We start from the raw sequence: 22,950 nt of genomic DNA, 5'->3' as shown, positions 1-22,950 counted from the left end.
GATCGGCCCGCGGCGGCAGAGGCAAACGCCCCGCCGGACCTGAGGGAGAGTCGGGTAGGGCCACGCCGGATGTGAGGGAGGGTCGGGTGGGGGATGCCGGATGTGAGGGAGGGTCGGGTGGGTTAGAAGAGGCCGACGGGGTTGCCGGCGGCGTCGACGTCCATCCGCATCGCTGCCGGGACCTTGGGCAGGCCCGGCATGGTCATGACCGCGCCGGTGAGGGCGACGATAAAGCCGGCGCCGGTCTTGGGGATCAGGTCCCGGACATGGACGGTAAAGCCCTTGGGGGCGCCGAGCCGGGAAGCGTCGTCGCTGAAGGAGTACTGGGTCTTCGCCATGCACACCGGCATCCCGGACCAGCCGTTCTTCTCGATCTCCGTCAGCCGTTTGAGCGCGGGCACGGAGAAGTCCACGCCGTCGGCGCCGTAGATCTCCTGCACGATAGTCCGGATCTTGTCCTCGACGGACATGTCCAGCGGGTACAGGTACCGGAAGCTGTGCGGGGCGTCGATCGCGGCCGCCACCTTCGCGGCGAGCTCGTCACCGCCGTCGCCGCCTCCGCCCCTGCCCCAGACGTCGGCCACGGCGGCCTGGACTCCTTCCGCGGCGCACCATTCCAGGAGCCAGTCGAGCTCCTCGGCGGTGTCCGTGGCAAATTTGTTGACCGCCACGACCGGGACGATGCCGAACTTCTCGACATTGCGGATGTGGCGCTGAAGGTTCGCGACGCCGGCGGCCAGCGCCTCCACGTTGGGTTCCTTGAGCCGGTCCTTCGCCACCCCGCCGTGCATCTTCAGCGCCCGGACGGTCGCGACGAGGACGACGGCGGACGGGGCGACGTCGGCCATCCGCGACTTGATGTCCATGAACTTTTCCGCCCCGAGGTCCGCGCCAAACCCGGCCTCGGTGACCACGATGTCCGCAAGGCGGCGGGCAGTCTGCGTGGCGATAAGCGAGTTGCAGCCGTGGGCGATGTTGGCGAACGGCCCGCCGTGCACGAGGGCCGGGGTGCCGGCGATGGTCTGCACCAGGTTGGGCTTGATCGCGTCCTTCAGCAGCAGGGTCAGGGCACCCTGCACGCCAAGATCGGCCACCGTGACGGGCTTCCGGTCATAGGTATAGCCGAAGGTGATCCGGCCCAGCCGCTCACGCAGATCATTGAGGTCCGTGGCCAGGCAGAACACGGCCATGATCTCCGAGGCCACCGTGATGTCGAAGCCGTCCTGCCGCGGGACGCCCTGGACCGGGCCGCCCAGGCCGATCACGACCTCGCGCAGGGACCGGTCGTTCATGTCCAGGACACGCTTGAACGTCATCCGCCGGGGGTCGATGTTGAGCTCATTGCCCTGGAAGATGTGGTTGTCCACGAGGGCCATGAGGGCGTTGTTCGCCGAGGTGATGGCGTGGAAGTCGCCGGTGAAGTGCAGGTTGATCTGGTCCATCGGCAGCACCTGGGAGTAGCCGCCGCCGGTGGCGCCGCCCTTCATGCCCAGGATGGGGCCGAGGGAGGGTTCACGGAGCGCAATCATCACCTTGTGCCCGGCGCGGGCCAGGGAGTCGGCGAGACCGACCGTCGTGGTGGACTTGCCCTCGCCCGCCGGGGTGGGGGACATCGCCGAGACCAGCACGACCTTTCCGGGCGTTCGTGACGGGGCACCCGCCGGGACGGTCAGCTTCGCCGGGTCGATCTTGGCCTTGTGGGGTCCGTAGAGCTCCAGCGCCTCCGGGTTGATGCCGGCGGCCGCGGCGATCTCCTCGATCGGCTTCATGACTGCCCGCTGGGCAATTTCCAGGTCGCTGGGCACGTTGTTCCCGGCAGTGGTGGTCTCAGACATCGTTGTCCTTCGGCTCGTGGCGTCGGTTGGTGGCGTCGTCGGGGTCCCGGTCCGGTATTGCCGGCCCGGGGTCAGGGCGGGTCCGGTTCAGGGCGTGTGGCCCACCGGGATGGTCAGGCTTCCAAAATACTGGCTCACGGCGGTGTGATAGCTCTCCAGGGTAATCGCGGCGGTGCGCTGCCATCCGAAGTCCTGGGCATGGATCGCGGCGGCGCGCCCCATGTCGGTGCGGGTTTGGGAGTCATCAAAGAGCGCTTCGAGGGCGTCCGCCCAATCGCTGGCCTTGTGGCCCTCGACCAGCATCCCGGTGCGTCCGTCCTGGACTGCGCGGGACAGTCCGCCGACCTTCGTGGCGAGGACGGGGGTGCCGCAGGCCTGCGCCTCCAGGGCCACCAGGCCGAAGGACTCGCTGTAGGAGGGCATTACCACGACGTCGGCCGACCGGTACCAGCCAGCCAGCTCGGGGGCGTTGACCGGCGGGTGGTGGGTGGCGACGTCGTCCATTCCGGCGGCGCTGATGAGCGCCTTGAGGTTGAAGTCGTTGGCGCCGCTGGCCGCCCCCAGGATGGTCAGCTGCAGGTCGATGTCGGGGCGCCGGGACCGCAGAAGCGCGGCCGCCTTGATCAGGATCTGCGGGCCCTTGAGCCGCTGGATCCGGCCCGCGAAGAGCAGGTGGAACTTTCCCGGGGCGATGCCGTGCCCGGCCCGGGCGCGGTTCCTGAAGGCGGGCGTGAAAACGGCGAGGTCCACCCCCGGCGGGGCGACGTCGATGCGGTCGATGTCGGCGCTGTAGTGCGAGACGAGCTCGGCCGCCTCGGTGCCGGTGTTGGCGATCAGCCGGGCGGCGCCGTCGACAATCCGCTGCTCGCCGTCCTCACGCCGCCGCGGCTCGGGCTGTTCGCCGGACTCCAGGAGCTGGTTCTTGACCTTGGCCATGGTGTGCATGGTGTGGACCAGGGGCAGCCGCCACAGCTCCGCGAGTTCCAGCCCCGCCACCCCGGACACCCAGTAGTGCGAGTGGATGACGTCATACCGGCCGTGCGGCTGGAGGTGCCGGATCCGGTCGATCTCGGTGACCATGCTGTGCAGCAGCCCCGGAAGTTCCTCTTTGGGCAGCTTCCTCGGCGGACCGGCCAGGACGTTGTGCACGCACACGCCCGGGGACGGGTGTTCGACGGCGGGCTGCGACGCCGAGGTGGACCGGGTGAAGATCTCCACTTCCACGCCGGTCTCGGCGAGGGCCGCGGCCAGCGCCCTGACGTACACGTTCATTCCGCCGGCGTCGCCGGAGCCGGGCTGCTCCATGGGCGAGGTGTGCAGGGAAAGGAAAGCCACGCGGCGGATCAGCGACACGGTTCCCCTTTCCCCTGCAGATTTCCCTCTGCCAAATGCATGTCGATAAAACATTACTCCTGAAGTGCCGGCCGGCTCACAGGACTGCGCCCGAGTCGGTTCGCCGGGCCGGCCACGAGCCCGTTCCCGGCAGACCGCAGGCCGGCGCGGACTGCTAACGTGGCCGCTGTGAACGACTCCACAGAACCGCAACCCGCAGCCGGCTGGGAAATCCGTGCGGCCCGCCCGGAGGACTGGCCCGGCATCTGGGCGATCCTGGAACCCGTCATCCGGGCGGGGGAGACCTTCACATGGGACCGGGACACCGCCGAGGGCGAGGCCCGCTCGCGCTGGTTCAAGCAGGCGCCGGGACAGACGTTCGTCGCCGTTACCTCCGACACGGGCGCGGTTCTTGGCACCGGCGAACTGCACCCCAACCAGGGCGGCGGCGGCAGCCACGTCGCCAACGCAGGCTACATGGTTGATCCGGCCCAGTCCGGCCGCGGGCTGGCCCGGGCCCTCTGCGCCTATTCACTCGACGCGGCCCGCGATGCCGGCTTCCGGGCCATGCAGTTCAACGCCGTCGTGGCAAGCAACGTGCGGGCCGTAGCAGCCTGGAAATCCATGGGCTTCGAGGTGCTCGCCACCATTCCCGAGGCCTTCAACCACCCCACCTTGGGCTACGTGGGACTGCACGTGATGTTCCGCAAGCTGTAACGGGCGCCGGCTCCTCACGAGCCGTTGTGCCAGAGGCTGCCCAGTTCCGGGAACGCCGCCTCGTACCCGGCGAGCAGTTCGGCAGCGAGGGCCTCCGAATCCACGAGCGGATGCCGGGCGAACGCGGCGAGGGCTGCCTCCCGGCGGCCGGCCGTCACCGCCTCCACCACGAGCCGTTCAACGTCCTTGACCCGGAGCATGAGCGCCAGCTGGGCCGGTCCGGGGGGATCCTGCGGAAGCGGCACCGCGCCGTCGGACGTCACCTTGCAAGGAACCTCGACGACGGCGTCCGCCGGCAGTCCCGGCACCGCGGACTTGGCGGCGACGGCGTCCGGAGCCGAGCCGGGGGCGGCGTTGACCGTGTTGAGGATCAGCTCGGCCGCGCCGGCGCCGGACAAGGCGCGCATGGCCGCCAGGGCCACCCGCTCGTAGCCGCCGCCGGCGAGGTCGGTCTCGTCCCGGCGCTCGCCCGGAGTGCGGGCTTCCGCGAGATAGCCCTCCTCGCGCGACCGGCGGGCCGCCTCCCAGAGCGCAAACGCGTCGGGTCCGGCGGAAGCCAGCCGCGGATAGAGGTCGGCCTGCTGCCGGGCGATGGACTCGCCCCGGGTCAGGTCCGCGCCGCGCATGCCGGCCACCGCGCGGGCGGTCTCGTAGTAGTAGAAGAGGTACTCATTCGGCAGGCAGCCCAGGCTTGCCAGCAACCCGGGCGGGAACAGTCGGCCCTCCTCGAACCCCGCCAGCGCCGCAGGGGTGGACAGCAGTCCGGGGAGGACATCCCGGCCCCCGGACTCCAGGCGGTACAGCCAGCCCAGGTGGTTCAGGCCGTAGTAGCCCACACCGTCGAGCCTGCCTGCCGGCAGCGTGACTCCGGCTGCCCGCGCCGCCCGGTGCACGAGGCCGCTGGCGGAGTCGCAAATCCCGATCACCCTGGGTCCGAGCACCGGGACGAGCGCCTCGGTGACCATGCCTGCGGGGTTGGTGAAGTTGAGCAGCCAGGCGTCCGGGCACCGGTTCCGCATTTCCGTGGCCAGCCGCAGCATCGGCGGAATGGACCGCAGGGCGTAGGAGATGCCGCCCGCGCCGGTGGTTTCCTGGCCCAGGAGTCCCAGGTCCAGCGCGATCCGCTCGTCGGCGGTCCGCCCGGCGGTGCCGCCTGGCCGGATCGCGGCGAAGACCATGTCGGCGCCGTCGAGGGCCTCGGGGAGGGTCGATGCGGCGCGGATCCGCGGGCCGGCCCCCGGCGGCCCCTGCTGGGCAAGGGCGGCCAGGACGGTTTCGATGGCGGCCAGCCGGCCGGCGTCGACGTCGTAGAGCACCAGCTCCCGCACCAGCCCCGCGAAAGGGCCGGCAGAGAGCGCCCGGTAGACCAGGGGGACCCGGAATCCGCCCCCGCCGGCGATGGTGAGCCGCATGCCGACAGTCTATTCCCCGCCCAATTCCCCGCTCGTTCAGGCACTGGCTTTGCGTGCCGATGGGAGGCGCCGGCGGGCGGCGGTCTGGGGTCCGTCTGGGGTCCGTCTGGTGTCCGGAGGCAAGCGACCGGGGCGGGCCCTGCGGCGGTTCCGCTCGACGGCGGTACAGCGTAGTGTGCCGTATATGGACGCGATCCCGGCGCGGCGTTTTGACCCGTTGTCTGCCGTCCGCAGCACGGCCGCGGACGGGTTCGACCTGCTCCTGACCGGCACCGTATTCCAGGACATCATCTTCACCGGGCTGCCGCACGCACCCCAGCCCGGGACGGAGATCTGGAGCGACGGCATGGGCAGCTGCCCCGGCGGTGTCGCCAACCAGGCGATTGCCGCCGCCAGGCTGGGACTGCGGACCGTGCTGGCCGCCGCGTTCGGCGACGACGGTTACGGGGACTACAACTGGAAGATCCTGGACGCCCAGGAACACGTGGACCTCTCGCTGTCCCGGCGGGTGCCCGGCTGGCATTCGCCCGTCACGGTGTCCTTGAGTGTGGAGAAGGACCGGTCCATGGTGACGCACGGCCACCCGGCGCCCGTGTCCTCCACCGAGCTCATCGGCTGCCCGCCGCCGGCGCTCGCAGCGGTTGCGGAGCTGGGGGAGGAGCTCGAGCCGTGGGCCCTCGACGCGCATAAGAATGGTGTCCGGCTGTTCGGCGACGTCGGCTGGGATCCCACCGGCGCGTGGTCCCCGGCCCGGCTGGATAACCTGCAGTACTTCCACGCTTTCATGCCGAACCAGCACGAGGCCATGAACTTCACGGGCCGCGACGACCCTTGGTCCGCGTTGTATTTGCTGGCCGACAGGGTGCCGGTGGCGGTGGTCACCCTCGGTGCCCAGGGGGCCATGGCCGTGGATTCGCAAACCGGGGAGGAAGAGTGGGTCCCGTCCCTGCCCGTCCGGGCCTACGACCCCACCGGTGCGGGCGACTGCTTCGGTGCGGCCTTCATCGTGGGCTGCCTGGCCGGCTGGCCGCTCGGTGACCGGCTGCGGTTCGCGAATCTCTGCGCGGCCCTTGCGGTGCAGGAGGTCGGCGGCTCCCTGGCCGCTCCCGGCTGGGGGGACATTGCCGACTGGTGGAAGCGGGCCAACGCCCGGAAGGAACGGCAAGGCAGTCAATGGCTGCGCCGCTACAGCTTCCTGGAAGAGATCATGCGGGATATTCCGCCCGGGGCGCAGCGGCGGGCGACGGCGACCATCGCGCACCTGTCCGACGCGTAGCCGGCCCCGCAGCGATGGACATGCCCCTCGCTGAAGCCAAGGAATGGGCATAGACCCGTTGTGCCCGGTCCCTGGTGCGAGGAATGGGCATGTCCCGCGGGGAGGTGGGCCAGGGGGAGTTGCTCACCACTGGACATGTTCCGTGCTGAGGCCAAGGGGTGGACATGGGCCCGTTATGTCCGGTCCCTGGCGCGAGGAATGGGCATGTCCCGCGGGGCGGTGGGCCAGGGGCTTGTTCACCACTGGACATGTCCCGTGCTGAGGCCAAGGGCTGGGCCTGTGCCCGTTATGTCCGGTCCTTGGCGCGAAGAATGGGCATGTCCCACGGGGCGGGAGGGCATGCCCAGCGGTGGAGGGCGCCGCGGATTATTCGGCCCGCGGCGCCGCGCCTAGAATCGTTAGGTGACTTACCAAGCAGCAACAGGCGGCCTCGTGTCTGATCCGGCGGCAGCGCCGGTCCGCGCAGAGGAACGCTCCGCAGTAATCGACCTCGAGGCCATCAGGCACAACGTCCGCCACCTCGCGGCGGTGGCCTCACCCGCGAAGGTCATGGCCGTGGTCAAGGCCGACGCCTACGGCCACGGTGCCGTCCAGGTGGCCCGGGCGGCCCTCGGCACAGGAGCTAGCTGGCTGGGCGTAGCCCACATCTCGGAGGCCCTCGCCCTGCGCGCCGCGGGGATCGAGGCGCCGCTGCTGGCGTGGCTGCACACCCCGGACAGCAACTTCGCCGCCGCCGTGGCCGCCGGCGTCGACATCGGATGCTCGGGCTGGGAACTGGACCGGATCGTGGCCGCCGCCCGCGAACAGGAACGGCCCGCCCGCATCCACCTGAAGGTCGATACCGGACTCGGCCGCAACGGCGCCACCCTCGACGCCTGGGACAGCCTCGTGGGGGAGGCCATGGAACACCAGGACCAGGGCCTGCTCCGGGTGGTGGGTATTTTCTCCCACCTCGCCGTCGCCGACGAACCCGACCGGCCCGAGACCGACGAGCAGCTCGCCGCGTTCAGGCAGAGCCTCGCCGTCGCCCAGGACGCCGGCGTGGATCCCGAGGTCCGCCACCTGGCCAACACCCCGGCCACCCTCTCCAGGCCCGACACCCATTTTGACCTGGTCCGCGTGGGCCTGGGCCTCTACGGGCTGTCCCCGTTCGAAGGGCAAAGCCCGGCCGAGCTCGGACTGCGTCCGGCCATGACGGTCCGCACGGTGGTGTCGCACTGCAAGGACGTCCCCGCCGGGCAAGGCGTCTCCTACGGACTGAACTACCGCACGGACGGCGTCAGCACGCTCGGGCTCATCCCGCTGGGCTACGCCGACGGCGTCCCGCGCGTCGCCACCGGCGGCCCGGTCCAGGTCGAAGGCGTGAACTATCCGGTAGTGGGACGCATCGCGATGGACCAGATGGTTATCGACCTCGGACCCCGCAACGTGGCAGCCGGGGGTCCCAGCATCCTCGGCGCGGAGGCTGTGCTGTTCGGCGACGGCGCCGACGGCGGACCCACGGCCGATGACTGGGCCAGGGCCGCCGGCACCAACAACTACGAGATCGTCACCCGCATCAGCCCCCGCGTGCCGCGCCGCTACCTCCACGAAGAGCCCACCGCTGGCGAAGAGCAGCCGTGAGCGCCCCCGTGTGGGAACGGAGCCTGGAGGTGAGGACGGCGGCGGAGACGCATGCGCTCGCCGCCGCGCTGGGCGCCGTCCTGGAAACCGGGGACCTGTTGATCCTCACCGGCGAACTGGGCGCCGGGAAGACCACCTTCACGCAGGGGCTGGGCGAGGGACTGGGCGTCCGGTCCGGCATCATTTCACCGACGTTCGTCCTGGTGCGCATCCACCCCAATCTGCCGGAGGGGCCCCGCCCGGGCGGTCCGGACCTGGTGCATGTGGACGCGTACCGGCTGGAGTCGGCGGCCGAAATCGATGACATCGACCTGGAAAACACCATGGACAGCGCCGTGACGGTGGTCGAATGGGGCCGCGACCGGGTGGAACACCTGAGCGACAGCCGGCTTGAGGTGGAGCTTCACCGTACCCGGGGAGGCGCCGGCGGCCTGCCCGCCGCGGAGCAAGCGGAGCCCGCAGATCCCGCCACCCATGCCAGCGTGCTGGATTTCGACACGGACGACGACGACGAGCCGCGGACCGTCGTGATCCGCGGCTTTGGCCCGCGCTGGGCCGAACCGCCGGCACTGCCGGGCCGCCTGCCCGAGACGCTGCCCCAGACCCCGGAACGGAACTCCTGATGCTGATCCTTGCCATCGACACCTCTGCCGTCGCCAGTGCCGCTCTGGTCTCCGATGACGCGCCGGAATCGGTGCTGGCCAGCTTCGCCACGGCGGACACGCGCACGCACGCGGAGGTCCTGGCGCCGGGAATCGACGCGCTTCTGGCCGAGGCCGGCGTCAGCGGCCACGACGTCGACGCAATCGTCACCGGCGTCGGTCCCGGACCGTTCACGGGGCTGCGCTCCGGGATCGTCACCGCCCGCACGCTCGCCTTTGTCTGGGACAAGCCGCTCTACGGCGTCATGAGCCTGGACGCGATCGCCCTGGAGGTGGCCGAATCCACCGACTCGGCCGCGGAGTTCATTGTGGCCACCGACGCGCGCCGCAAGGAAGTGTACTGGGCCCGGTATACCCTCTCCGACGCCCAGCTGCCGCATCTGGCTGACGGCCCGCACGTGGGGTTCGCCGCGGACCTGCCTGACCTGCCCGTCTACGGCGCCGGGGCCGGACTCTACTCCGACGTCGTCAAGGCCGTCGCCGAATTCAGCACCCGGCAGCCCGAGGCCCTCTCGCTGGGCCAGTTCGCACTCGCCCGGCTCGCGGCGGGGGAGCAGCTCCTGGACTCCACCCCGCTGTACCTCCGGGAGTCCGACGCCCAGGTGCCTGGACCACGGAAGCGTGCCCTGTGAGCGCGGGACCAGCCACGCCGCCCGGGCTGCCCGGCGGGATCACCCTGCGGGACATGGAGGCCGCGGACATCCCGGCCGTCCACGCGCTGGAACAACGGCTGTTCCCCGTGGACGCGTGGCCGCTGCCGATGTTCCACGACGAGCTCGCGCAGACCGACACCCGGCGGTACCTCGTGGCGGAAATCCACGGCGGAATCGTGGGCTATGCCGGGCTGATGTGCATCGAGCCGATCTCGGACGTCCAGACCATCGCCGTGGTGCCCGAGCAGGAAGGCAAGGGCATCGGCTCGGCCCTGCTAACCGAGCTGATCGCCGAAAGCCGGCGCCGCCACGCCCAGGACGTGCTGCTGGAGGTCCGGGCGGACAACCCCCGCGCCCAGCAGCTCTACCGGCGCTTCGGCTTCGAACAGATCCACGTCCGCCCCCGTTACTACCGCGACGGCGTCGACGCCCTGATCATGCGGCTCCAGCTGCCCCGCGAACCACTCAGCCCCCAGCCAACGGAAGCAGGCCGACCATGAACCGCACCCAACCGCTGGTGCTCGGCATCGAGTCCTCCTGCGACGAAACCGGCGTCGGCATCGTCCGGGGGACCGAACTGCTGACCAACACCGTGTCCTCCTCCATGGACGAGCACGTCCGCTTCGGCGGCGTCATCCCCGAGATCGCCTCCCGGGCCCACCTCGACGCCTTCGTCCCCACGCTCCAGGAAGCCCTCGCGGAGGCGGGCGTATCGCTCGCGGACATTGACGCGATCGCCGTCACGTCGGGGCCGGGCCTGGCCGGGGCCCTCATGGTGGGCGTGTGCGCGGCCAAAGCGCTCGCCGTCGCCACCGGGAAACCCCTCTACGCCATCAACCACCTCGTCGCGCACGTCGGCGTCGGGCTCCTCCGCCAGGACGGCGGCGGCCCGCGGCCCGAGACGGGGCCCGAAACCCTGCCGGACAACATGGGCGCGCTCCTGGTGTCCGGCGGCCACACCGAGATCCTGCGGATCCGGAGCATCACGGACGACGTCGAACTGCTGGGCTCCACGATCGACGACGCCGCGGGCGAAGCCTATGACAAGGTCGCGCGGCTCTTGGGCCTGGGGTATCCCGGCGGGCCGGCCATCGACAAGCTGGCGCGCACCGGCAACGCGAAAGCGATCCGGTTCCCGCGCGGCCTCAGCCAGCCTAAGTACATGGGCACGGCCGAGGAACCCGGCCCGCACCGGTACGACTGGTCCTTCAGCGGGCTCAAGACCGCCGTCGCCCGCTGCGTGGAGGAGTTCGAGGCCCGCGGCGAAACGGTTCCCGTCGCGGACATCGCCGCGGCCTTCCAGGAAGCCGTGGTGGACGTGATCACGTCCAAGGCCGTGCTGGCCTGCCGTGAAAACGGCATCACGGAGGTCCTCCTGGGCGGGGGTGTCGCCGCGAACTCGCGGCTGCGCCAGCTCACCGAACAGCGCTGCCATGCCGCAGGGATCCGGCTGACGGTCCCGCCGCTGCAGCTCTGCACGGACAACGGCGCCATGGTGGCGGCTCTCGGGGCGCAGCTGGTGATGGCCGGAGTGGAACCGAGCGGGATCGGGTTTGCCCCGGACTCCTCGATGCCGGTCACCACAGTCTCCGTCTGAGGGCCTGCCCTCTCGCCGGGGCTAGGCTTCCGGGCCCTGGCGCATCTGCTTGACCAGATCCAGGACGACGGCGCGCAGGTCCCCGCCGTGCTCGGCGGCAATCCGGCGCTGCCGCTGGTAGCCGGCGCCGCGCTTGATGATCTTTTCGACGTCGGCCAGTTCCGCGCTGCAGCCGAGCTTCTCCGCGACGGGCTCGAGCCGCCTCAGCGTCTCGCGGAGGTGCTCCGTGACGAGCTGTTCGTTGCCGTCGGCGTCGAGGATGATGATCGCATCCAGGCCGTAGCGGGCCGCGCGCCATTTGTTTTCCTGCACGTGCCATGGCGGCATGGTCGCAATGGTGCCGCCGTTGTCCAAGGTGGTGGAGAACTCGTCGACGAGGCACTGTGTGAGGGCCGCGATCGCCCCGACCTCTTCGAGGGTTGCCAGGCCGTCGCAGATGCGCATCTCGATGGTGCCGAGGTTCGGGACGGGACGGATGTCCCAGCGGATCTCGGACAGCGTGTCGATCACCCCGGTGGTGAACATGTCCTGGACGTAGGACTCGTAGTCCTCCCAGCTGGAGAACTGGAAGGGCAGCCCGGCGGTGGGCAGTTGCTGGAACATGAGCGCGCGGTGCGAGGCGTAGCCGGTGTCTTCGCCGCCCCAAAACGGGCTGGACGCGGACAGTGCCTGGAAGTGCGGGAAGTAGTTGACCAGGCCGTCCAGGACGGGAAGGACCTTGTCCCGGCTGTCGAGTCCGACGTGGACGTGGACGCCGTAGATAACCATCTGCCGGCCCCACCATTGGGTCCGGTCAATGAGCTTCGCGTAGCGTTCCTTGTCGGTGACGGGCTGCAGCTGGGGCGGGCTGAAGGGATGGCTCCCGGCGCAAAAGACCTCCACGCCCATGGGGTCGGTGACTTCCCGGACGGCGGCCAGTGAGCTCTTCAGGTCCGCTTTGGCTTCGGCCACGGTGGTGCAGATGCCGGTGACGAGTTCCACGGTGTTCAGCAGCAGCTCCTGCTTGATGTGCGGGTGCTCGTCGTCCTCATTGAGTTCGGGATGCCGGGCAGCGACTCCGCGGAGCACCTGGTTCGCCACGGAGGCCAGCTCGCCGGTCTCGGCGTCGACGAGCGCCAGCTCCCATTCCACGCCAAGAGTCGACTGCCTGGATGAAGCGAACTCGATCTTCATGTGGTCCCTTCATTGTTCTGCTGTCCCTGGCCGTCGTCCGGGCGGGAAATGCGCTGGCCAACACTCTCGGACGTGCCCCTGGAGGTGGCACCGGCGGTGTCACCCGCCGTTTCCCACACCAGAGGGCCGGCCGTGTGGCTGGCGGGGCTGCGGTGGTCCAAGTCTAGTGCAGGGGCGGCCTCGGGACGGTGGCGAAGCCGTCGCTGGCGCGTGAGGGTCTTCACAAACGCCGCTGGTCAGCGGCGGCTTCTGCGACGGGTCGGCTTGGTGCCGGCTGCGGCGCCAGGACCGGTCCTGGCGTTTAATGGAGCTGTGCCCATTCTGAACAAAGACATGACCCTGTGTATCTCCCTCTCGGCCCGGCCGAGCAACAACGGGACGCGCTTCCACAACCACCTGTACGAACAGCTGGGCCTGAACTGGATCTACAAGGCCTTCGCCCCCACCGACCTCGGCCAGGCAATCGCCGGGGTGCGCGGCCTCGGCATCCGCGGCTGCGCCGTGTCCATGCCGTACAAGGAGGACGTGATCGCCCTCGTGGACGTCATGGACCCTTCGGCGAAGGCCATCGATTCGGTCAACACCATCGTCAACGACGCCGGCAGGCTCACCGCCTACAACACGGACTACACGGCAATTGAGCAGCTCCTGGCGCGCAACCCCGTCCCGACCGATTATTCGGTCCTGGTCCGGGGCGCCGGCGGCATGGCCAAGGCCACTGTGGCCGCGCTGCGCGATGCGGGCTTCAAGGACGTGACCGTCGTGGCCCGCAACGAGGACTCCGGGCGTGCCCTGGCCGAACAGTACGGGTTCGGCTGGACCGCGGAACTGGGCGCGGGGGAGTCCGGCACGGCCGACATGATCATCAACGTGACACCCATCGGTATGGCAGGCGGGCCGGACCTCGACGCGCTGTCCTTCCCGCAGGAGGCCATCGACGCCGCAAAGGTGGTGTTTGACGTCGTCGCCCTGCCGGCCGAGACGCCGCTCATCAAGGCCGCCCGCGCGGCCGGGAAGACCGTGATCACCGGGGCCGAGGTGGCCACGATCCAGGCCCTGGAGCAGTTCGTGCTCTACACGGGAATCCGCCCTGCCGACGAGCAGATCCGGGCCGCCGAGGAGTTCATGCGGGCCCAGTAGCCCCGCCCGGCAGACCGGCCCAGTAGGCCCGCCGTTTCGTCCCGGAATTCCGGGACGCGGACGCTAGACCGGTTCCACCGAGATGGCCACCCGGTCCTCGCCGATCCTGGTGAGGACCAGGGTGGCCGATTTCTTGCCCTTGGCCTTTGAGCCTGCCGGTTTCCCGCCGGGCAGGAGTTGTTTGCGCAGCTCCTCCGGGGTCACGGCGGTGCCGCGCTTCTTGATGTCCAGGACGCCGATCCCTTGGTCCTTGACCCAGGATTTGAGCGCCTTGACGTTGAAGGGCATCACGTCGAGGACCTTGTAGGCCTTGGCGAACGGCGTGTCCTGCAGCTCAGGGGCGCAGATGTAGGCGATGTGCTCGTCCAGGAGGTGCCCGCCCAGTTGGAGGGCGACGTCGGCCACCAGACCGGCGCGGATGACCGCGCCGTCGGGCTCGTACAGGTAGCCCTCCACCGGTCCCACGGGCGCCGTCGGGCCGGCCCCGAAGTCCTCGCCGCTGGTCAGTTCGGCGGCCCCCTGCGGTCCGAGCAGGAGGGCCGCGCGCCGCACCCCGGGGCGCCGGACCGCGTTGAACCACAGGGTCACCTCGGTCACGTCCCCGGCCACGGAGACCCACTGGGCCTCGCAGTCAGCGGGCACGGAGTCGTGTGGCATGCCCGGCCCCATTTTGACGCCGACAGCGCGCCCGGAGCCGGCCAGTGATTCCACGAAGGACAGCGGCGGGGAAAAATCCTCAGGATCCCAGATCCTTTTGGTGCCCGAGGTGGACGTGGTGCGCCGGGCCGGGTCGAGCCAGACGCCGTCGATCCCCTCGAGCGAAACCGAGGTGGCATCGGAGTGGACCACGGTGGCATTGCGGAAGGGGATCAGGTTCATCGTGGCGCAGGCGGCCGTGGCCTCGTCCATTTCCACAGCGGTGACCGTCAGGTCCAGGGATGCCAGGGCCATCGTGTCAGCCCCCAGTCCGCAGCCGAGATCGGCGACATGGCCGATTCCGGCCTCCGCGAACCGCTGCGCGTGCCGGGCCGCCACCGTGAGCCGGGTGGCCTGCTCCAGGCCGGCCTGGGTGAAGATCATCTGCCGGGCGAATTCGCCGAATTTGGCCTCGGCCTTGGTCCTCAGCCGGGACTGGGTGAGCACCGCCGAGACCAGCTCGGGGGAGTGGCCGGCCTTGCGCAACGCCGCGGTGAGGCGGAACGCCTCGTCCTCGCGGTACGGGCCCAGTGACGCCAGCAGCTCCCAGCCCTCGGGGGTGAGGATCGGGGCAATGTGGTCCTGCGGTGCGTCAGTCATGCCATCCAGCGTAGTTCAGCGCCGCGGGCACGCGGCGACCGGACCGCGGGGGATAGGCTTGATGGCATGGAAGACAGCGGCAGGGGCGACAGCACGTCAGCGGACATGGCCGGGCAGGACGAGACAGGGCGGGAAGATACCGAGCTGAGCGACGCAGGCCAGGGGATGGCCGGGCAGGACGACGTCCGGCAGGACATTCCCGGGCAGGAGCGCCAGCGCCCGCACGGGCTGGCCCGCTACGCCAGGCCGGTGCTGATCGCCGGCGCGGTGATCGCCGTCGTATGCATCGCCCTGCTGGTGATTATCTTCTTCCTCGATTCCTTTAACGCCACCGTCTATTCGGTCGACGGCAAGAATGTCCACGACGCCACCGACGAGGCGCGGGCCATCCGCGACACTTATGCCGGGGCCCGGCTCGGCGGCATCATCTTCCTCATCGCAGGTGTCCTGCTGGCCGCCGCCGGCGCTGTGCTGATGTACCGGCACCGGAACGACGCCGGCCGCGACGGGGACGAGGACGGCGGCGAGGACGTGGACTTCGAGGACCTCGCCGGCGAGTAGCCACCTGGCGCCAGGCCGTGTCGGCGCACCCGGTATCCCGGGTGGGCATGTCCCACGCCTGGCGCGAAGAATGAGCATGTCCCTTTGGGCCAGTCCGGACCGTTGGGCATGTCCCACGCAGGGCGCCAAGGATGGGCATGATGCCCATGTGCCCGCTGGCTGCCCCGAAGAATGAGCATGTCCCGCCGGGGGAGATGTTCACCGGGATGAATTTCTGGCACTCGCCTTGACCGAGTGCTAACCAGTTACATAGAGTCGTCATTAGCACTCTCCCTAGGAGGGTGCTAACACATGAAGCACGTTCCGCCAGGCTGCTGCCGGCACCGCGACGACGGTCTGTACGCCATGGCATCACCGCTTCATAGTCCACAAATTTGCTGACGAAAAGGAGAGGTCCGAGTGTCGGTCTCTATTAAGCCTCTTGAGGATCGTATTGTTGTCCGCCCGCTCGAAGCCGAGCAGACCACGGCTTCCGGCCTGGTTATCCCGGACTCCGCACAGGAGAAGCCGCAGGAAGGCGAAGTTGTTGCAGTAGGCCCCGGCCGCTTTGACGACAACGGCAACCGCGTTCCCGTTGACGTTGCCGTTGGCGACGTCGTTATCTACTCCAAGTACGGCGGAACCGAAGTTAAGACCGGCGGCACCGAGTACCTCGTGCTCTCCGCCCGCGACGTTCTGGCGATCGTCGTAAAGTAACTCTCTTGGACCCCCGCGCAGCAGATCCTTCATCAAGAACGGGTCAGTTGCGCGGGGTTCTGTCTTGAAAGGACAAAACCATGGCAAAGCAGCTTGCGTTTAACGACGCTGCCCGCCGGTCGCTTGAAGCCGGCATCGATAAGCTCGCCAACACTGTCAAGGTCACGCTCGGCCCGCGCGGCCGCAACGTCGTGCTGGACAAGAAGTGGGGCGCTCCCACGATCACCAACGATGGTGTGACGATCGCCCGTGAGGTCGAGCTGGACGACCCCTACGAGAACCTTGGCGCGCAGCTTGCCAAGGAGGTCGCCACCAAGACCAACGATGTTGCCGGTGACGGCACCACCACGGCCACCGTCCTGGCCCAGGCCCTGGTCAAGGAAGGCCTGCGCAACGTGGCGGCAGGCGCCGCACCGGGTGAGATCAAGCGGGGCATTGAGGTTTCGGTCGAGGCCGTCGCCGCCCGCCTGCTGGAGAACGCACGGCCGGTCGAAGGCACGCAGGTTGCCAACGTTGCCGCCATCTCCGCCCAGAGCGACGAGGTGGGCGAGCTCCTGGCCGAGGCGTTCGGCAAGGTCGGCAAGGATGGTGTGATCACCATCGAGGAATCCTCCACCACGCAGACCGAGCTGGTCCTCACCGAGGGCATGCAGTTCGACAAGGGCTACCTGTCCCCGTACTTCGTCACCGATGTGGAACGTCAGGAGGCAGTCCTCGAGGACGCCCTGATCCTGATCAACCAGGGCAAGATCTCCTCGGTGCAGGATTTTCTGCCGCTGCTGGAAAAGGCGCTGCAGAGCTCCAAGCCGCTCTTCATCATCGCCGAAGACGTCGAGGGCGAGGCCCTGTCCACGCTCATCGTCAACCGCATCCGCGGCACGCTGAACGTCGTCGCCGTCAAGGCACCGGGCTTCGGTGACCGCCGCAAGGCCATGCTGCAGGACATCGCGACCCTCACCGGGGCCCAGGTTGTCTCCCCGGAACTGGGCCTGAGCCTGGACACTGTGGGCCTTGAGGTGCTCGGCACCGCGCGCCGCATCACGGTCACCAAGGACAACACCACGATCGTCGACGGCGCCGGCTCGGCCGAAGACGTCGCCGCCCGTGTGGCCCAGCTGCGCGCCGAACTGACCCGTACCGATTCGGACTGGGACAAGGAAAAGCTGCAGGAACGCCTGGCCAAGCTGGCCGGCGGCATCGGCGTGATCAAGGTCGGCGCTGCCACCGAGGTCGAGCTGAAGGAAAAGAAGCACCGCATCGAGGACGCCGTGTCCTCCACCCGCGCTGCCCTTGAAGAAGGCATCGTGGCCGGCGGCGGGTCCGCCCTCATCCACGCGCTCAAGGCGCTCGACGAGGACGCATCCGTCCAGGCCCTCGAAGGTGACGCGGCGGCTGCCGTCGGCATCGTCCGCCGGGCACTGACCCAGCCGCTGCGCTGGATCGCCCAGAACGCCGGCTTCGACGGCTACGTCGTGGTTGCCAAGGTGGCGGAATCCGCCGTCAACCAGGGCTTCAACGCCAAGTCCGGCGAGTACGAAGACCTGATCGCCGCCGGCGTGATCGACCCCGTCAAGGTGACCCGTGCGGCCCTGCGCAACGCGGCCTCCATCGCGGCGCTGGTCCTCACCACGGAAACCCTCGTGGTGGAGAAGCCGGCCGACGAGGACGAGCACGCAGGCCACCAGCACTAATCTCGGCCCGCACAAAGGACGGCCCGGCACAATGCCGGGCCGTCCTTTTGTCTACCCGGGTCGGGAGCGCCGTGTCGGGAGCACCGTGTCCGGAGGGCCGGAGCGAGCAGCCGCGGCCTGTCAGCGCTGCGGACGGGCCGCCCGGCGCCGCAGCTGCAGGGCGGCGGCGGGCGACAGCCGCTTGGTGACCAGCCGGTAGAACAGAAGCACCCCGACGGCGGCCACCACGATTCCCAGCAGGTTCAGGAAGAGCTGCAGGGCCGATCCGGCCGCCTTCTGGTATTCGCCCAGGACCAGTGCCACGGCCACGAAGCCCGCCGCCGGCACCGTGGTCACGGAGATGAACACCCCGATCAGGGCCGCTGAGCGCCGGCTGATCACCGAGAGCATCCCGGCCGTGCCGGCCAGGACGGCGACTATGAGTGAATACGGACCCGGGTGATAGATGAATTCAACTGCTGACCCGTGGTCCAGCGCGTCCGCGGGGAACAGCCCGAGCGGCACGGACAGCCACGCGGTGAAGGCGGCGGCCAGCATGGCGACGGGAAAACCGACGCCGAGGGCCAGCGCCGCGTCGCGGCCGAGGCGCCGCTCGCGCCGGACCAGGGCGACGGCCAGCGCAGCCAGCGGGCCGAACTCCGGGCCCACGGCCATGGCGCCGACGATCGCGATGGTGGAGTCCGTGACGATGCCGATGGCCGCCAGCTGGGTGGCCAGGATCAGGAATGTCAGGAAGCTCCACGTCAGCCGCGAATCTTCGCCGGTCTGCCGTGACACCTCGTCCCAAATGACGGCGTCCGCGCCTTCACCGGGTGCCGCGGCCTCCGCCCGGTCGGCCCGGTCGGAAAGCACCAGGTCCGGCATGATGACCGATATCGAACCCCGCGTCTGGACATCCAGGGCATGGAGTTTTTCCACCAGCCCCTCTACCGATTCGCGGGCGAGCAAGACCTGGATCACGTCGCCGGGAGGCATGACGGAGGCACCCTTGTCCAAGGCGACTTCCGCGACGCCGACCTGGCTTTCGCAACTTTCGACAACAATTCCGGACAACTCACCCGGCACACAAATGCGCAGCTGCACGATCACTTAGCGGCCTCCTCAGACTCCTACCAGCCTAGCGGGCACCCGGATCCCGCCGTGGCCCGCAGCCGCACCCGCAGGTGCCCCGGAGGCGCTTCGGAGGGCGCTTCGGAGGGCGCCACGGAGGGCACCTCGCCAGGGACCCCGCGACGCTCCGGGGCGTCTGGCGATTGGCAATGAACATTACGGTTCGGTAACATTGACATTTTGGAAGCCGGCCTGAGAGGTTTTTTAGTGTCGAACGAGCGAACCATAGTCACCGCGTCAGCAGCGGACGCGGGTTCATCGGCGAGCCAAAAAGCCAGTTCGAGCCAAAAAGCCAGTTCGCGCCAAAAAACCACTTTCCGCCCTGAAGTCCAGGGCCTGCGCGCCCTCGCCGTCCTCATGGTGGTCACCTACCACGTATGGCTCGGACGGGTTTCCGGCGGCGTGGACATCTTCCTTCTCATCTCGGCATTCCTGATGACGCTCAGCTTCACGCGCAAGGTCGAAAGCGGCGCACCGCTCCGGCTGCTGCACCACTGGCTGCACCTGCTCAAGCGGCTGCTGCCCGCAGTCGTCGTCGTGGTTCTCGGCGTGCTGGCCGGCACCTGGGCCATCCTGCCGCAGAGCCGCTGGCCGGACATCCTTGACCAGGTCTGGGCGTCCCTGCTGTACCGGCAGAACTGGCTCCTGGCGGACAGCGCCGTGGACTACTACGCCCAGGACCATTCGGGGGCCAGCCCGCTCCAGCACTTCTGGTCACTCTCGATCCAGGGCCAGGTGTTCGTGCTCTGGCCGCTCGTGTTCGCCGGCACGGCCCTTCTTTCCCGGCTCCTCCGCCGAGGAATCGGTAAGGACCACCCCCTGCTGGGGTACCGCGCCCTGCTGACCGCGGCCTTCGGAGCCATCTTTGCCGTGTCCCTGGTCTACTCGATCCAGCAGACCACCACCAACCAGGCCCACGCCTACTTCGACACCGGCGCCCGGCTCTGGGAATTCGCCCTGGGCTCCCTCCTGGCCCTCGCCCTGCCGTATCTGAAGCCGGGCAAAATCCTGCGGGTCGTCCTGGGCTGGGCCGGTCTGGTGGCCATGCTCTCCTGCGGGCTCCTGCTGACTGTGGATCGATCGTTCCCCGGCTACATCGCGCTGTGGCCCACACTGGCCGCCGCCGCGATCATCACCGCCGGACAGAGCGGCAGCCGCTTCGGCGCCGACCGTCTCCTGACCTGGAAACCCCTGGTGGCGCTGGGCGACAACTCTTATGCGCTCTACCTCTGGCACTGGCCGCTGCTGGTCCTGGCCCTCGCCGGCGCGGGCATCACGGCGCCGAACCTTGTCCAGGGCCTGTGCATCGTTGCGGTGTCCATCGTTTTGGCCGTGCTCACCACCCGCTTCGTCGAGAAGCCGCTGCGCGAATGGCACTGGCCGAAGCGCCGCGCGTGGCGTACCGCCGTCGTGATCGCCGCCTGCGGCGCCCTGCTGGCCGGGCCTGTCGCGGTCTGGCAGAGCCGGCTCGTGGCCGACGAGGCCGCCGCGGCAGCCCAGCCAAAGGAACTGACCCCCGGTGCGGCCGCCCTGGCGCCGGAAAACGCGGGCAAGCCCACGCCGAAGGCCAAGATCATCCCGGCGCCGGCGGCAATGAAGAACGAATGGGCCGACATCGACGGGCTGTGCACGGACGAGAACGTCCCGACCGACCCCCTGCTGCAGGGCTGCCTGCAGAACAACAAACCCGAGAAGGTCACCAAGCGGATCGTGGTGCTCGGGGACTCGCACGCCCAGCAGTACATGGCGGCGCTGGGGCCGATCGCCAAGCGCCACGGCTGGGAAGTTGTCACCCTCTTGAAGGGCAACTGCCGCTTCGGCGGGGAGTCCCCGGAACGGGACGCCGACTGCAACGCTTTCAACAAGGCCAGCACCCAGTACGTCCTGGACCACCGCCCTGACGCCGTCTTCACTGTCGCGTCCTTGACCCACAAGGAGGCGCCGTTCGAGACCGAGGTGCCGCAGTACCTTGAGGGCATCAAGCCTTTCACCGACGCCGGCATGGACGTGGTGGGCATCCGCGACAACCCCCGCTTCACCATCAACATGCCCGAGTGCGTCCAGAAGAACGGCGCCGACGCCTCCGAGTGCAACGTGCCGGAGCAGGATTCGCTTGCCGGGTCCTCGCCGCTGGACGCCTATCGCGGCAAGGTGCCCGGGCTGCACCTGATGGACATGAGCGATTTCATCTGCGCCAACGGGACCTGCCCGGCGGTGGTCGGCAACGTGTACGTCTACAAGGACGACAACCACCTGACCAAGACCTACGTGCAGACCATGATCCCCATGTTCGAAAAAAGGCTGCTCGCCGCCACCGGCTGGAAATAGGCGGCCCGGTGAAATAGGCGGGCCGCCCCGGACCTCCGCGGGGCTCCGCGGGAGCCGTCCGGCATGAAACGGCTCACACTGATGCCGCACATTACTGGCCCGGAATATGGCTATCGCCGCCAAGGTTCTACTATTTATTCAACCCTTCTGCACAGACCAGACCCGTAATGACTGGCTGGTCATCTGTTGCAACCCCTACCCGTGAACCCGTAACCCAAGGTAAGAGGCGCACTCATGACCCAGCCCGAACACAACCCCTTTGGCTTCATCGGCCTGACTTACGACGACGTCCTGCTCCTGCCCGGCCACACCGACGTGATCCCCTCGGAGGCAGACACGTCCTCGCGGATCTCCAAGCGCATCACCGTCCAGACCCCGCTGCTGTCCGCGGCAATGGACACCGTCACGGAGTCCCGGATGGCCATCGCCATGGCACGCCAGGGCGGCCTCGGCGTCGTGCACCGGAACCTTTCCATCGCCGACCAGGCCGACCAGGTGGACCGGGTCAAGCGCAGCGAATCCGGCATGATCACCAACCCGCTGACCATCGGCCCCGAGGCGACCCTGGCTGAGCTGGACGAGATCTGCGCGCGGTACCGCGTCTCAGGGCTGCCGGTGGTGGATGAGGGCAACAGGCTGCTGGGCATCGTCACCAACCGCGACACCCGCTTCGTGCCCGAATCGGACTTCCCGCTCCGGCTGGTCAGCGACGTCATGACCAAGATGCCGCTCGTCACCGGGCACGTCGGGATCAGCCGGGAGGAAGCCTCGCACAAGCTGGCCACGAACAAGATCGAGAAGCTCCCGCTCGTCGACGAGCAGGGCCGGCTCAAGGGCCTCATCACCACCAAGGACTTCACCAAGGCCGAGCAGTACCCGCTCGCGACCAAGGACGATGCGGGCCGCCTGCGCGTCGGCGCGGCCATCGGCTTCTTCGGCGACGGCTGGGAGCGGGCCATGGCGCTCGTGGACGCCGGGGTGGATGCCCTCTTCGTGGACACCGCGAACGGCCACTCCCAGGGCGTGCTGGAGTTGATCCGCCGGCTCAAGGCCGATCCCGCGGCCGCGCACGTGGACATCATCGGCGGCCAGGCCGCCACCCGCGAAGGCGCCCAGGCCCTGATCGACGCCGGTGCCGACGGCATCAAGGTCGGCGTGGGGCCCGGCTCCATCTGCACCACCCGGGTGGTTGCCGGCGTTGGCGTTCCGCAGATCACCGCGATCTACGAGTCGGCCAAGGCGGCCATCCCCGCCGGAGTGCCGCTGATCGCCGACGGCGGCCTGCAGTACTCGGGCGACATCGGCAAGGCGCTCGTCGCCGGCGCCGACACAGTGATGCTCGGCTCCCTCCTGGCCGGCTGCGACGAGTCCCCGGGCGATCTGATCTTCGTCAACGGCAAGCAGTTCAAGAGCTACCGCGGCATGGGCTCCCTCGGCGCCATGCAGACCCGCGGCAAGAACACGTCCTACTCGAAGGACCGCTACTTCCAGGCCGACGTCTCCGGCGATGACAAGCTCATCCCGGAAGGCATCGAGGGCCGGGTCGCCTACCGCGGCCCCTTGTCGTCCGTGGCGTACCAGCTGGTCGGCGGCCTCCGCCAGACCATGTTCTACACCGGCGCCCCCACCGTTGCCGAGCTGAAGGCGCGCGGCAAGTTCGTGCGCATCACCCCGGCCGGGCTCAAAGAATCGCACCCGCACGACATTCAGATGACGGTCGAGGCGCCGAACTACGGTTCCCGCTAGGGACTTGCCGCTGTAAACCGGGTGAGCCCGCCGAATTGCAATTTCGGCGGGCTCACCCGTTTTTTGGGCGGCGGCCTTCACCAGTGCGGTGCGGAACTCGTC

19 protein-coding genes are annotated in these 22,950 nt (G+C 68.9%); 13 read left to right on the top strand and 6 right to left on the bottom strand.

From position 1 onward, the window contains the following. Positions 1 to 122: 122 nt before the first annotated feature. Together AB4Y72_RS04800 and mshA are read right to left on the bottom strand one after the other, a co-directional pair. Complete coding sequence (locus AB4Y72_RS04800; RefSeq protein ID WP_441425035.1) at positions 123 to 1,835, bottom strand: formate--tetrahydrofolate ligase; 1,713 nt, start codon at positions 1,833 to 1,835, stop codon at positions 123 to 125. A gap of 87 nt (positions 1,836 to 1,922) precedes the next feature. After that, positions 1,923 to 3,188, bottom strand: coding sequence for a D-inositol-3-phosphate glycosyltransferase (gene mshA, locus AB4Y72_RS04795; RefSeq protein ID WP_441425034.1), 1,266 nt, complete (start codon positions 3,186 to 3,188; stop codon positions 1,923 to 1,925). A gap of 168 nt (positions 3,189 to 3,356) precedes the next feature. On the opposite strand from mshA, the gene AB4Y72_RS04790 reads away from it, so the two are divergent. Next, positions 3,357 to 3,884 carry a GNAT family N-acetyltransferase gene (locus AB4Y72_RS04790; RefSeq protein ID WP_441425033.1) on the top strand — a complete coding sequence of 176 codons (528 nt, stop codon included), beginning with the start codon at positions 3,357 to 3,359 and terminating at the stop codon, positions 3,882 to 3,884. A 14-nt stretch (positions 3,885 to 3,898) separates the two neighbouring features. Here the strand turns inward: AB4Y72_RS04790 and AB4Y72_RS04785 are convergent, their stop codons facing one another. Next, positions 3,899 to 5,296, bottom strand: coding sequence for a family 4 glycosyl hydrolase (locus AB4Y72_RS04785; RefSeq protein ID WP_441425032.1), 1,398 nt, complete (start codon positions 5,294 to 5,296; stop codon positions 3,899 to 3,901). A gap of 184 nt (positions 5,297 to 5,480) precedes the next feature. On the opposite strand from AB4Y72_RS04785, the gene AB4Y72_RS04780 reads away from it, so the two are divergent. The 6 genes from AB4Y72_RS04780 to tsaD all read left to right on the top strand — a co-directional run bounded on the left by AB4Y72_RS04780 (position 5,481) and on the right by tsaD (position 11,107). Beyond that, complete coding sequence (locus tag AB4Y72_RS04780) at positions 5,481 to 6,572, top strand: carbohydrate kinase family protein (protein WP_441425031.1); 1,092 nt, start codon at positions 5,481 to 5,483, stop codon at positions 6,570 to 6,572. Between the two features lie 402 nt (positions 6,573 to 6,974). Next, on the top strand, positions 6,975 to 8,195 hold the full coding sequence (gene alr / locus AB4Y72_RS04775) for an alanine racemase (RefSeq protein ID WP_441425030.1): 1,221 nt from the start codon (positions 6,975 to 6,977) through the stop codon (positions 8,193 to 8,195). Then, a complete protein-coding gene (gene tsaE / locus AB4Y72_RS04770; protein ID WP_441425029.1) occupies positions 8,192 to 8,818 on the top strand; it encodes a tRNA (adenosine(37)-N6)-threonylcarbamoyltransferase complex ATPase subunit type 1 TsaE in 627 nt (208 codons plus the stop codon). Before alr ends, tsaE begins: the two co-directional genes overlap by 4 nt. Then, positions 8,818 to 9,489, top strand: coding sequence for a tRNA (adenosine(37)-N6)-threonylcarbamoyltransferase complex dimerization subunit type 1 TsaB (tsaB, locus tag AB4Y72_RS04765; RefSeq protein ID WP_441425028.1), 672 nt, complete (start codon positions 8,818 to 8,820; stop codon positions 9,487 to 9,489). The genes tsaE and tsaB overlap by 1 nt, the downstream gene beginning before the upstream one ends. 53 nt (positions 9,490 to 9,542) lie before the next feature. Next, entirely contained in the window at positions 9,543 to 10,010 is a 468-nt protein-coding gene (gene rimI, locus AB4Y72_RS04760; RefSeq protein ID WP_441425226.1) for a ribosomal protein S18-alanine N-acetyltransferase, read from the top strand. After that, complete coding sequence (gene tsaD / locus AB4Y72_RS04755; protein ID WP_441425027.1) at positions 10,007 to 11,107, top strand: tRNA (adenosine(37)-N6)-threonylcarbamoyltransferase complex transferase subunit TsaD; 1,101 nt, start codon at positions 10,007 to 10,009, stop codon at positions 11,105 to 11,107. The genes rimI and tsaD overlap by 4 nt, the downstream gene beginning before the upstream one ends. A gap of 21 nt (positions 11,108 to 11,128) precedes the next feature. Here the strand turns inward: tsaD and AB4Y72_RS04750 are convergent, their stop codons facing one another. Continuing rightward, positions 11,129 to 12,280, bottom strand: a complete 1,152-nt coding sequence (locus AB4Y72_RS04750; protein ID WP_441425026.1) for a glutamate--cysteine ligase — start codon at positions 12,278 to 12,280, stop codon at positions 11,129 to 11,131. Between the two features lie 312 nt (positions 12,281 to 12,592). Here AB4Y72_RS04750 and AB4Y72_RS04745 point away from each other — a divergent pair, with 312 nt between their 5' ends. Beyond that, complete coding sequence (locus AB4Y72_RS04745) at positions 12,593 to 13,420, top strand: shikimate 5-dehydrogenase (RefSeq protein WP_441425025.1); 828 nt, start codon at positions 12,593 to 12,595, stop codon at positions 13,418 to 13,420. 63 nt (positions 13,421 to 13,483) lie between these two features. Here the strand turns inward: AB4Y72_RS04745 and AB4Y72_RS04740 are convergent, their stop codons facing one another. Continuing rightward, on the bottom strand, positions 13,484 to 14,716 hold the full coding sequence (locus AB4Y72_RS04740) for a THUMP-like domain-containing protein (RefSeq protein WP_441425024.1): 1,233 nt from the start codon (positions 14,714 to 14,716) through the stop codon (positions 13,484 to 13,486). A gap of 165 nt (positions 14,717 to 14,881) precedes the next feature. Between AB4Y72_RS04740 and AB4Y72_RS04735 the strand changes: the two genes are divergently transcribed. The 3 genes from AB4Y72_RS04735 (at position 14,882) to groL (ending at position 17,664) form a co-directional block, all read left to right on the top strand. Continuing rightward, positions 14,882 to 15,277 (top strand): hypothetical protein, encoded by a 396-nt coding sequence (locus AB4Y72_RS04735; protein ID WP_441425225.1) that lies wholly within the window; start codon positions 14,882 to 14,884, stop codon positions 15,275 to 15,277. A gap of 399 nt (positions 15,278 to 15,676) precedes the next feature. Further along, complete coding sequence (gene groES / locus AB4Y72_RS04730) at positions 15,677 to 15,973, top strand: co-chaperone GroES (protein WP_028275747.1); 297 nt, start codon at positions 15,677 to 15,679, stop codon at positions 15,971 to 15,973. A gap of 80 nt (positions 15,974 to 16,053) precedes the next feature. Next, complete coding sequence (gene groL / locus AB4Y72_RS04725; RefSeq protein WP_441425023.1) at positions 16,054 to 17,664, top strand: chaperonin GroEL; 1,611 nt, start codon at positions 16,054 to 16,056, stop codon at positions 17,662 to 17,664. Positions 17,665 to 17,784: 120 nt separating this feature from the next. Here groL and AB4Y72_RS04720 read toward each other — a convergent pair whose 3' ends face one another. Further along, a complete protein-coding gene (locus AB4Y72_RS04720; protein ID WP_441425022.1) occupies positions 17,785 to 18,753 on the bottom strand; it encodes a DUF389 domain-containing protein in 969 nt (322 codons plus the stop codon). Between the two features lie 357 nt (positions 18,754 to 19,110). On the opposite strand from AB4Y72_RS04720, the gene AB4Y72_RS04715 reads away from it, so the two are divergent. Both AB4Y72_RS04715 and guaB read left to right on the top strand, forming a co-directional pair. Beyond that, positions 19,111 to 21,102, top strand: a complete 1,992-nt coding sequence (locus AB4Y72_RS04715) for an acyltransferase family protein (protein ID WP_441425224.1) — start codon at positions 19,111 to 19,113, stop codon at positions 21,100 to 21,102. A gap of 234 nt (positions 21,103 to 21,336) precedes the next feature. Further along, complete coding sequence (guaB, locus tag AB4Y72_RS04710; RefSeq protein ID WP_441425021.1) at positions 21,337 to 22,848, top strand: IMP dehydrogenase; 1,512 nt, start codon at positions 21,337 to 21,339, stop codon at positions 22,846 to 22,848. The last annotated feature ends 102 nt before the right edge of the window (positions 22,849 to 22,950 follow it).

Origin of the sequence: Arthrobacter sp. YAF34 (assembly GCF_052113245.1) — a bacterium.
GTDB lineage: Bacteria > Actinomycetota > Actinomycetes > Actinomycetales > Micrococcaceae > Arthrobacter.
The sequence above is the reverse complement of the archived record's forward strand: the minus strand, read 5'-3'. Positions and strand labels throughout refer to the sequence as shown.

Excerpts from the sequence above, each read along its gene's own strand:
- groL (WP_441425023.1), top strand. The coding sequence starts at position 16,054 with ATGGCAAAGCAGCTTGCGTTTAACGACGCTGCCCGCCGGTCGCTTGAA.
- AB4Y72_RS04740 (WP_441425024.1), bottom strand. The coding sequence starts at position 14,716 with ATGACTGACGCACCGCAGGACCACATTGCCCCGATCCTCACCCCCGAG.
- tsaD (WP_441425027.1), top strand. The coding sequence starts at position 10,007 with ATGAACCGCACCCAACCGCTGGTGCTCGGCATCGAGTCCTCCTGCGAC.
- AB4Y72_RS04750 (WP_441425026.1), bottom strand. The coding sequence starts at position 12,280 with ATGAAGATCGAGTTCGCTTCATCCAGGCAGTCGACTCTTGGCGTGGAA.
- AB4Y72_RS04735 (WP_441425225.1), top strand. The coding sequence starts at position 14,882 with ATGGCCGGGCAGGACGACGTCCGGCAGGACATTCCCGGGCAGGAGCGC.
- guaB (WP_441425021.1), top strand. The coding sequence starts at position 21,337 with ATGACCCAGCCCGAACACAACCCCTTTGGCTTCATCGGCCTGACTTAC.
- AB4Y72_RS04780 (WP_441425031.1), top strand. The coding sequence starts at position 5,481 with ATGGACGCGATCCCGGCGCGGCGTTTTGACCCGTTGTCTGCCGTCCGC.
- AB4Y72_RS04785 (WP_441425032.1), bottom strand. The coding sequence starts at position 5,296 with ATGCGGCTCACCATCGCCGGCGGGGGCGGATTCCGGGTCCCCCTGGTC.
- AB4Y72_RS04800 (WP_441425035.1), bottom strand. The coding sequence starts at position 1,835 with ATGTCTGAGACCACCACTGCCGGGAACAACGTGCCCAGCGACCTGGAA.
- tsaB (WP_441425028.1), top strand. The coding sequence starts at position 8,818 with ATGCTGATCCTTGCCATCGACACCTCTGCCGTCGCCAGTGCCGCTCTG.
- rimI (WP_441425226.1), top strand. The coding sequence starts at position 9,543 with ATGGAGGCCGCGGACATCCCGGCCGTCCACGCGCTGGAACAACGGCTG.